Origin of the sequence: Curtobacterium sp. VKM Ac-1376, assembly GCF_015351025.1 — a bacterium.
In the GTDB taxonomy this organism is placed as follows: domain Bacteria; phylum Actinomycetota; class Actinomycetes; order Actinomycetales; family Microbacteriaceae; genus Curtobacterium.
On record NZ_JADKRV010000023.1, the window covers coordinates 25575 to 35316 of the forward strand.

Consider the following 9742-nt stretch of genomic DNA (forward strand, 5'->3'; position numbering starts at 1 on the left):
TCCACAAGCCGGACGCAACACGACCTGCCCGACCGGGGAACCTGCGAGAATCGACGAATGAGCGGCAGCATGACGCTGCGGGGGGCCTCGTCCGACCACCGCGCTGCGACCACGACGACCACGATCTCCGGTGCGGGGCGCCACACGTGCGCCTGACGTTCACCGCGAGCCACCTTCCGTCGAGCGCCTCCGCCGAATTCGTGGTGGAGTGCGACGAGGACACCCTGCTCGGCGAGATCGTCGAGGTCGTCGCCAAGCGGCTCGGGCAAGGGGCCACGTCGATCGTCGACGTCGCGGTCGACTCCGTCCCGACCACCCCGCACGCACGCATCGGTGACGGTGTGCTGCTCGAGGGCGCTCGGCTGACGTTCGGGGCCCCGGCTCCGGTCCTGCCCCTGCCGGGGGACCTGCCGAGCGTCCGGATCGTCGGCGGACCGGGTGCCGGCACCGTGGTGGTGCTCGATGCGGGCATCGCCCACGTCGGTTCGGCGCCCGACGCGACGGTGTCCCTGCCGGACCGGAGCGCACCGGAGTACGCCGCGATCCTGCGGCTCGACCTCAACCGTCGGTTCACGATCACCCCGACCGAAGGCTCCACGGTGCTGGTGGACCGCGCCGAGGTCGACGACGAGACCCCGGTCGAGCCCGGCAGCATCGTCACGATCGGCGACACCCTGCTGTCGGTCGCGGTGCCGGACGCCGACCGAGCGGCGATCACCCTGACCGCCGGCGGCGGCTCCCTCGACTACACCCGGCCGCCGCGGCTCCTGCCCGAGGACCACCCGTCCGTGTTCAAGTTGCCGGCCGTGCCGGCGCAGCAGTCACGTCGGTCCATCCCGATCATCGCGGCGCTCGCGCCGCTCGGCATGGCCGCCGTGATGATCTCGATCTTCCACAACGTCGCGTACCTCGCGTTCGGTCTGATGTCGCCGATCATCATGTTCGGCAACGCCTGGTGGGACCGCCGGAACGGCAAGAAGACCCACAAGCAGCGCGTTGCCGAGTACGAAGAGACCAAGAAGGCGGTCGAGGCGGACGCCCTGGAGGCAGTGGTCCGGTACCAGCGCGAGCTGCGGACGAGCGCACCGGACCCCGCAACCGTGCTCGACGTCGCGTTGCGGCGTCGCGCTCGTCTGTGGGAGCGCCGCCGGACCGATCCCGACTACCTGACCCTCCGCGTCGGGACCGCTGACGTGCCGTCCGGTGTCGTGCTCGAGGACCCGTCGGCGCTCGAGCACCGTCGCGCGGTCGACAAGCTGGCCGAGGACGTGCCGGTGATCGTCGACCTCGGGGTGCAGGGCGTCGTCGGCGTCGCGGGCCGAGACGAGCACACGCGACACCTGACGTCGTGGTTCGTGGCGCAGCTCGCGGTCCTCCAGAGCCCGCGCGACACGCAGTTCGTCGTGCTGACGGACGCCCGGTCGGCCGATGAGTGGGCGTGGTTGCGGTGGATCCCGCAGGCCCGGCCGGGCTTCGGGCAGGACGCCGTGATCGCGATCGGCAACGACGCCGAGACGCTCGGCGCCCGGGTGGCCGAGGTCGGTCAGCTGATCGACGCGCGCCAGCGGGCGATGCGTGAGTCCAACATGCGCGGGATCGCGGGCCCGGACATCGTCGTCGTGCTCGACGGTGCCCGGCGGCTCCGAGCGCTGCCCGGCCTCATCCGCATCCTCAAGGAAGGGCCGGCGGTCGGCGTCCGGGCGATCTGCATTGAGCAAGAGGCACGGCTGCTGCCCGAGGAGTGCTCCGTCGTCGTCACCGTCGGTCCGGAACGCATCCGGGTTGCCGCGCAGCGCCAGGCGACGGTCGCCGACGTGCGGCCGGACCGGATCCCGGACGGCTGGTTCGAGACGGTCGCCCGAGCGGTCGCGCCGATGGTCGACGCCGATGACGAGAGCGACGCCGGCGGACTGCCCACGTCGTCGCGGTTGCTCGACGTCATGCTGCTCGAACCGCCGACGGCCCGGGCGATCACCGGGAAGTGGTCGGTGCGCCCACGCACCACCGAGGTCGTCGTGGGCGAGAGCCTCGACGGCCCGTTCGCGTTCGACCTGCGGAAGGACGGCCCCCACGGCCTCGTCGCCGGCACGACGGGTTCGGGCAAGTCCGAGCTCCTGCAGACGATCGTCGCGTCGCTCGCGGCGACGAACACCCCGGAGGGCATGAACTTCGTCCTCATCGACTACAAGGGCGGGGCTGCCTTCCGCGACTTCGCGCCGCTGCCGCACACCGTCGGCATGGTGACCGACCTCGACACGCACCTGGTGGAGCGAGCGCTCGAGTCCCTGGGCGCCGAACTCCGTCGTCGCGAGCACCTGCTGGCCGATGCGGCAGCGAAGGACATCGAGGACTACCTCGACCGCCTCGGTCGTGGTGAACCGCTGCCGCCGATGCCGCGGCTGCTCATCGTCATCGACGAGTTCGCGAGCCTGGTGCGGGAGCTGCCCGACTTCGTCACCGGCCTGGTGAACATCGCCCAGCGCGGCCGGTCCCTCGGCATCCACCTGATCCTCGCCACACAGCGTCCGACCGGTGTCGTCTCGAACGACATCCGCGCGAACACGAACCTGCGGATCGCGCTGCGGGTCACCGACTCGAGCGAGAGCACCGACGTGATCGACGCCGGCGACGCGGCCCAGATCCAGAAGAGCACCCCCGGCCGCGGGTACATCCGTCTGGGCGCCGGGGCCCTGCTGCCGTTCCAGTCGGGTCGCGTCGGTGGCCGTCGCCCCGGGCAGTCGACCCAGCGCAAGCAGGTCTGGGCCGGTACCGTCTCGTGGTCGGCGCTCGGCACCGCGCCGCCGACGCCGCCGAAGTCCGAGGTGCAGCACACCGACGAGCGAACCGACCTGCAGGAGCTCGTCGGCGCCGTGACCGAGGCCGCGGCGGAGCTCGGCGGTCCGGCTCCGTACCGTCCCTGGCTCGACGCCCTGCCGGAGACGCTGCTCTTCACCGACCTCAACGACCGCGCGTGGGAACTCGACGACAGCAGCGCCACGGATGCCCGGGTCGGGCCGTTGCCGTTCGCGCTGCAGGACTTCCCCGGTGAGCAGGCGCAGCGGGTGCGCAGCCTCGACCTCGACTCCGACGGGCACCTCTACGTCGTCGGTGCCCCGCGGAGCGGCCGGTCGCAGGTGCTCCGGACCCTCGCGGCGGCCATCGCCCGGAACACCTCGGCGGCCGACGTCCACGTGTACGCGCTCGACTGCGGCAACGGCGCGCTGCTGCCGATCCAGGCACTCCCGCACGCCGGTGCCGTCGTCCAGCGCGTCCAGACCGAACGAGCCCAGCGGCTGCTGACCAAGCTGACCCAGGAGCTCGCCCGGCGCCAGCAGGTGCTGGCTGACGGCGGTTTCGCCAGCATCGTCGAGCAGCGTGCCGCGGCCGTCGTGCCGGCGGAACGCCTGCCGCACATCGTCTTCATGCTCGACCGCTGGGAGGGCTTCGTCGGCTCTCTCGGCGAGCTCGACCACGGCGCTCCGACCGACCAGGTGATGACGTTGCTCCGCGAAGGCGCCAGCGTCGGCATCCACCTGGTCGTCACCGGAGACCGACAGCTGCTCTCGAGTCGGATGGCCACCCTGGTGGAGGACAAGCTCGTCCTCCGGTTGTCGGACCGGGGCGACTACGGGTTGGCCTCGCTCAACCCGCGCAAGCTCCCGGAGCAGGTGCCCGACGGACGTGCGTTCGCCTCCGAGTCCGCGACGGAGACACAGATCGCGCTGCTCGCCGCAGCCGGCACCGGGCAGTCGCAGGCAGCCGCCATCACGGCTCTCGCCACCTTCGCGACGGAACGCGACCGGGCCGTCGAACGCAGCCGACGTCCCTTCCGCGTCGACCAGCTGTCCGGCCCGGTGCCGTTCGAGCGCGCGTGGGAGATGCGCGACGACGACGCCGGCCTGTTCGGTCTGGTCGGCATCGGCGGCGACGACCTCACCGCGATCGGGCCTGACCTGGCCACGGCCGGTTCGTTCGTCGTCGGGGGCCCCGCGAAGTCCGGACGCAGTGCCGTCCTGCTCTCGATGACCCGTTCGGTCCTGCGCGAGGGTGGCGAGGTCGTGCTCGTGACCCCGCGGCAGTCCCCGCTCCGCGGGCTGGCCGCGGAACCGGGTGTGCTGGCGGTGCACGAGGGTGCCGATCTGACCGAGGACGACCTCGCACCCCTGTTCGACGGGCAGCCTGGTCGACGTGTCCTGGTGATCGACGACGCCGAGCTCGTCAAGGACGCCCCGGCGAAGAGCTGGCTGCAGGGGTTCGTCAAGCGTGCGGCCGACAACGGTCAGGCGATCGTCGCAGCCGGGCTGACCGCCGAGTTCGGTGTCGGGTTCACCGGCTGGCAGGTCGACATGAAGCGCAACCGCTCGGGAGCGCTGCTGAGCCCCCAGGCGATCACCGAGGGCGACCTGCTCGGCATGCGCCTGCCGCGGAGCAGCATCGTCGAGCGCGTCCAGGTCGGTTCCGCGATCGTGCACCTCGGCAACGGTGAGCTCGTGTCGGTGCAGGTCCCGACGCCGTGACACGTGGTCACGGCGAGCGGCGATGACGACGTACGACCGGATCGCGTACCGGAACGGCACCAGCGCCCCCGCGAGCGTGACGGTGGCGATGGACCTGACGGACCCGGACCATCAGGCGCACTCCACCGTGACCGTGGTGCTGCTGGGCGTCGAGCACTCGGCCACGGCCGACGACGCCTTCGAGGCGCTGAGCCTGGTGCGCGCGGCACTCGACCGCGACGGGTGGCTCCTGGGTGTGCAGGGGGCTCGCGTCGACGTGTGGCCGAGCGGGATGGCCCGACAGCAGGGTGGTGGCCTGCGTGCGTACCGACACCGCCGCGGTCGTCGTCGACGCCCCCACGACCTGGTCGACGTGTTCGCCCCGGCCGACGAACGCCTCGGCACGGTGGAGGCACAGCGGGCGTTCGTCGGCGCGAAGCCGCTGGTCGCACGACCAGAGGCCGTCGACGACACCGAGACGATCGCGACCTCGACCACGCTTGCTCCGAGCCCCTCCATCGACGGACGGCCTTCCCTGATCGATCGCCTCCTCGGTCGCGCGCAGCCCGCCTCGTGGTCGGCACCACAACGCTGGACCGCCGTGCGGGCGACGCTCGGTGACGCGCTGACTCCGGCCGAGTGGGCGGAAGCGGAAGTGCTCGCCGGCACGGTACTGACCGGCAGGTACCAGCCGAGCACGCACCGGATCACCCGAGCGGTGGGGTGGGACGACGAGGACATCCGGTGGTCCGACCTCATCGACGTCGCGGTCGAACCGAACGGCAGGATCGGCATCCGGGTGTTCCGTCGGCGGTACGTCGAGCGTCCCGGTGCACCGTTCGAGGTGGTGCACGACACCCGCGTGGCCGACCTGCCACCGACGGAGTTCCGCCCGAGCGGACTCGAGACGTCCACGCGCCAAGGCCAGGTGGCCGCACTCTGGCAGCACCTCCGTCGGCTCGCGCTGATCCCGGAAGAGGCGATGTCCACCATGTTCTGGCCGGATCACGGACGCGTCCCGACCGGGAGCGACGACGACCAGGGCCGAACCGTCACGTTCTCGGGCCCGGCGGACGGATCCGTCTGGACCGTCCTCGTCAGTGCGGTCGGACATCTCCGCATCACCCGGACGCTGCCGTCGGCGACGTCCTGACGAAGCCGATGTCGACCCCAGCGGACGGCCCCCTTCGAACACCGAGCCCCAACGCGCGGTTGGGTGGGTACATGTCCTCTGCCCCGCTCTCCGGTGACGACTCCCTGCACCTGCCCGAGTTCGACGACCCGCCAGCGTCTCCGCTCGACCTCGCTCGCGAGTGGCTGTCCGCGGCGAAGGACCGACAGGTCTCCGAGCCGTTGTCGATGACCCTCGCAACGGCCGGCGCTGACGGCCGCGTCTCCGCTCGCACCGTCGACGTGAAGCGCATCGAGGCGGACGGACTGGTCTTCGGGACGTCGGAGGACAGTCCGAAGGGCCGGCAGCTCGCCGAGAACCCGCACGCGGCCCTGCAGGCGTACTGGCGCGAGACGATGCAGCAGCTCCGGTTCGAGGGGCACGTCGTCCGGCTGTCGGACGCCGAGTCCGATGCCCTGTTCGCCGACCGCTCCCCGAAGTCACGCGCGGCGACGGCCATCGCGGACCAGTCGGCCGTGCTCGAACCGCGGACGCTGCAGGACCTGATCGACGACGCGAACGACCTGCTCGACGACTCCGGCGACGACGTCCCCCGGCCTGCACGGTGGGTTGCCTGGCGTCTCGAGCCCGACATCGTGGAGTTCTGGCACGGCAGCCGTGACCGGATGCACCGACGGCTGCAGTACGCACTCGCCGAGGGGACCTGGACGGCCACCCGCCTCCAGCCCTGAGGCCGACGGTCCGCGTTCAGTCGTTGGACCACCACATCGGCTGAGCGGGTTCGACGCGCACCGTGAACGATCGGGCATCGTTCGATCGTTCCGCGATGACGAAGCGCCCCTCCGCTGGGTCGACGGTACCGATCCGCCACACCGGCCACGAGTGCGGCCCGAGTTTGGGATCGAACCACGGTGCGGGCCCGTTGTCGTCCTCGCGCAACGCTCGCCGGACGCTCTTCGGATCGAGCTCCGGGAACCCCTCCGCGCGCGCCGCCCCGAGCATGCGCTCTGCGCCGGCATCGACGGCTGCGGACAGATCCGCTCGTGGAGTTCGGGTGATCAAGTACGCGACGAGGTGCCCGACCACCACCAGCCCGATTGCCACGGCGGTCGCGATGGTCAGTGCAGCGGCCGGATCGACGGTGCTGGCTCGGTCGAGGACGGAGACCCCGACGACGAACTCCAGGACACCGAGCGCCCATCCGATGCCCATGACCCGTCCGGCGCGCTTCGAGGCCTTCGCCAGAGCCGCCCGTGCCTGGTGTCATGTTAGGTAAGGCTGACCTCACAAGACCTGATCGTGCCACCCGAACGAGGGGCGCCTCGACCGGTCGGGCGTGTCAGACGCTCGTCTGCTGGGCAGGCCGGACGCCCGCCCGGGAGGCAGGCCGAGCGCCCGCCCGACAGGTACGTCGAGCGTTCGCCGACCGGGCGGATCAGGCGCTCGTGAACGCAGTCTGCTGCAGGGCGCGACCGCCGATGCGGACGTCACCGCTCGACCCGGCGTGCCGATCGCGGTCAGGCCGCGGTCCTGGGTGGACGGGGCGCTGCCGGTTCGGTGCGGACCGGCGAAGGCTCCTACAGCTTCTCGATCGGGGCGATCTTGATGAGGAGCTTCTTGCGGCCCGCGGAGTCGAACGCGATCTCGGCGATCCGCTTGGCTCCCTGGCCCGTCACCGCGGACACGGTGCCCTCACCGAAGTCGACGTGCTTGATGCGGTCGCCGGCGACGAGTTCCATGTCGCCGTTGTCGCGCACCTGCCCGGACACCCGGTTCGCCCACTCGGTCTTCGGGCGGGTCTTCGAGGCCGCGGCTGCACGGTCGTACGAGCCGCCGCCCCAGCCACCACCACCGCGGTAGCCACCGCCCCCGCCACCGCCACCGAAGCCGCCGTCGCGCTTGGCGTTCAGGGCTCGGGGCTGCGTGCCACCGCGGCTGTTCGCCATGCCCGGGGACTGCTTCCACTCGATGAGCCCCTCGGGGATCTCCTGCAGGAAGCGCGAGGGCATCGCCACGTTCACGTCGCCGAACTGGGCACGGGTCATCGCGAGGGACAGGAACAGGACCTTCTTGGCGCGGGTGATGCCCACGTAGAACAGCCGGCGCTCCTCGGACGGACCACCGGGCTCGTTGGCGGACATCCGGTGCGGGAGCAGGTCTTCCTCGACGCCGGTCAGGAACACCGCGTCGTACTCCAGGCCCTTCGCGGTGTGCAGGGTCATCAGCGAGACCGTGCCCGAGGAGTCGTCGAGCTCGTCCGCCGCGGCGACCAGCGAGACCTCGGTCAGGAAGTCCGACAGGGTGCCCTCGGGGTTGTTCTTCTGGAACTCCCGCGTGACGGCCACGAGCTCGTCGATGTTGTCGGCGCGAGCGGCGTCCTGCGCGTCGGGGGACTTCCGCAGGTTGTCGAGCAGGCCGGAGCCGTCGAGCAGCTGCGTCAGGGTGTCGACCACCGGCTGCGTCGGGGCCTTCTCGGACACCGAGTCGAGCAGCGCCGCGAACTCCGTGATGGCGTTCCGCACCTTCGGCCCGAACCCGAGCTCGCCCGCGTGCCGCAGGGCGTCGCGCATCGTGGTCTCGTGCTCGTCGGCGTAGCGCTGCAGCGTGGTCTCGGTGACCGAGCCGATGCCGCGCTTGGGCACGTTGAGGATGCGGCGCAGGGCCATCGGGTCGGCCGGGTTCGCGACGGTGATCAGGTACGCCATGGCGTCCTTGATCTCGGCGCGCTCGTAGAACTTGGTGCCGCCGAGCACCCGGTACGGGATCGCCGCGCGGATGAAGATCTCCTCCAGCGCACGGGTCTGCGAGTTCGTCCGGTAGAACACCGCCATGTCGCGGTAGTCCATGCCGTCTTCGCGCAGGCGCTGGATCTCGTCGGCGACGAACTGGGCCTCGTCGTGGCCGGTGTACCCGGTGAAGCCGACGATCTTCTCGCCGGCGCCGACGTCGGTGAACAGGCTCTTCGCCTGGCGGTCGAAGTTGTTCGCGATGACGGCGTTCGCTGCGTCGAGGATGTTCTGCGTCGAGCGGTAGTTCTGCTCGAGCAGGATCGTCTTGGAGTTCGGGAAGTCCCGCTCGAACTCGACGATGTTGCGGATGTCCGCCCCGCGGAACGCGTAGATGGACTGGTCGGAGTCGCCGACCACCGTCAGGGACGCGGGGGCGATCGACCCGTCGGTCTCCCGTATCCGGGCGACGTGCTGGCCGGAGTCCTCGAGCTTGTCGACCTGTTCGACCGGCACCGGGCGGGTGAGCTCTCGGATCAGGGCGTACTGGGCGTGGTTCGTGTCCTGGTACTCGTCGACCAGGATGTACCGGAAGCGCCGCTGGTACAGGGCGGCGACGTCCGGGAAGGCCCGGAACAGGAACACCGTCTGGCCGATGAGGTCGTCGAAGTCGAAGGCGTTCGCCCGGCGGAGCTCGTTCGTGTAGCGCCGGAACACCTCGGTGAACATGACCTCCTGCGGGTCGTTCACGTTGATGTTCCGTGCGTAGGTGTCGATGTCCTGCAGCTCGTTCTTGAGCTTCGAGATCTTCGACGCCGCGGCACCGACGGTCAGCCCGAGCGAGTCGGCCTCGAGCTCCTTGATGATCCGCTTCAGCAGCGCCTTGGAGTCGGCGGAGTCGTAGATCGTGAACGACTGCGGGAACCCGAACCGCTCGGCTTCACGACGGAGGATCCGCACGCACGCCGAGTGGAACGTGGAGATCCACATCCCCTCGGCCTCGCCACCGACCAGGGCCCGGACGCGCTCGCGCATCTCGGCGGCGGCCTTGTTCGTGAACGTGATCGCCAGGATCTGCGACGGCCAGGCTTCGCGGTTGGCGAGCAGCAGCGCGATGCGCCGGGTGAGCACGCTCGTCTTGCCGGAACCGGCGCCGGCCACGATCAGCAGGGACTCGCCGCGGTACTCGACGGCTTCCTTCTGCTGGGGGTTCAGACCCGCGGTGAACGGGTCTTCGTACGCGCGGGCACCGGCGCCCGGCTCGGGCGTCGATTCGAAGGGGTCGAGCACGATCGTCATGTCCGGGACAGTCTAGGTGTACTGCCCAGGGACGTTGGTTGAGCTGCGACGACTCGCTGTAGTCGTTGGGATGTGAGAAGGACCTCCTG

At 70.6% G+C, this 9742-nt stretch carries 5 protein-coding genes; 3 read left to right on the forward strand and 2 right to left on the reverse strand.

Features of this window, described 5'->3' with window-relative positions; translation table 11 throughout:
- The first annotated feature begins 146 nt into the window (after positions 1 to 146).
- From ITJ56_RS16685 to ITJ56_RS16695, 3 genes are all read left to right on the forward strand, one after another.
- Positions 147 to 4517: an FtsK/SpoIIIE domain-containing protein gene (locus ITJ56_RS16685; protein ID WP_194631757.1), complete on the forward strand. Its 4371-nt coding sequence runs from the start codon at positions 147 to 149 to the stop codon at positions 4515 to 4517.
- 22 nt (positions 4518 to 4539) lie between these two features.
- Positions 4540 to 5649 carry a hypothetical protein gene (locus ITJ56_RS16690; protein WP_194631758.1) on the forward strand — a complete coding sequence of 370 codons (1110 nt, stop codon included), beginning with the start codon at positions 4540 to 4542 and terminating at the stop codon, positions 5647 to 5649.
- A gap of 71 nt (positions 5650 to 5720) precedes the next feature.
- On the forward strand, positions 5721 to 6359 hold the full coding sequence (locus tag ITJ56_RS16695; RefSeq protein WP_194631759.1) for a pyridoxine/pyridoxamine 5'-phosphate oxidase: 639 nt from the start codon (positions 5721 to 5723) through the stop codon (positions 6357 to 6359).
- Positions 6360 to 6375: 16 nt separating this feature from the next.
- On the opposite strand, the gene ITJ56_RS16700 is transcribed toward ITJ56_RS16695, so the two are convergent.
- A complete protein-coding gene (locus ITJ56_RS16700) occupies positions 6376 to 6840 on the reverse strand; it encodes a hypothetical protein (protein WP_194631760.1) in 465 nt (154 codons plus the stop codon).
- Positions 6841 to 7205: 365 nt separating this feature from the next.
- Positions 7206 to 9653 carry an ATP-dependent helicase gene (locus ITJ56_RS16705; RefSeq protein ID WP_194631761.1) on the reverse strand — a complete coding sequence of 816 codons (2448 nt, stop codon included), beginning with the start codon at positions 9651 to 9653 and terminating at the stop codon, positions 7206 to 7208.
- Positions 9654 to 9742 lie beyond the last annotated feature (89 nt).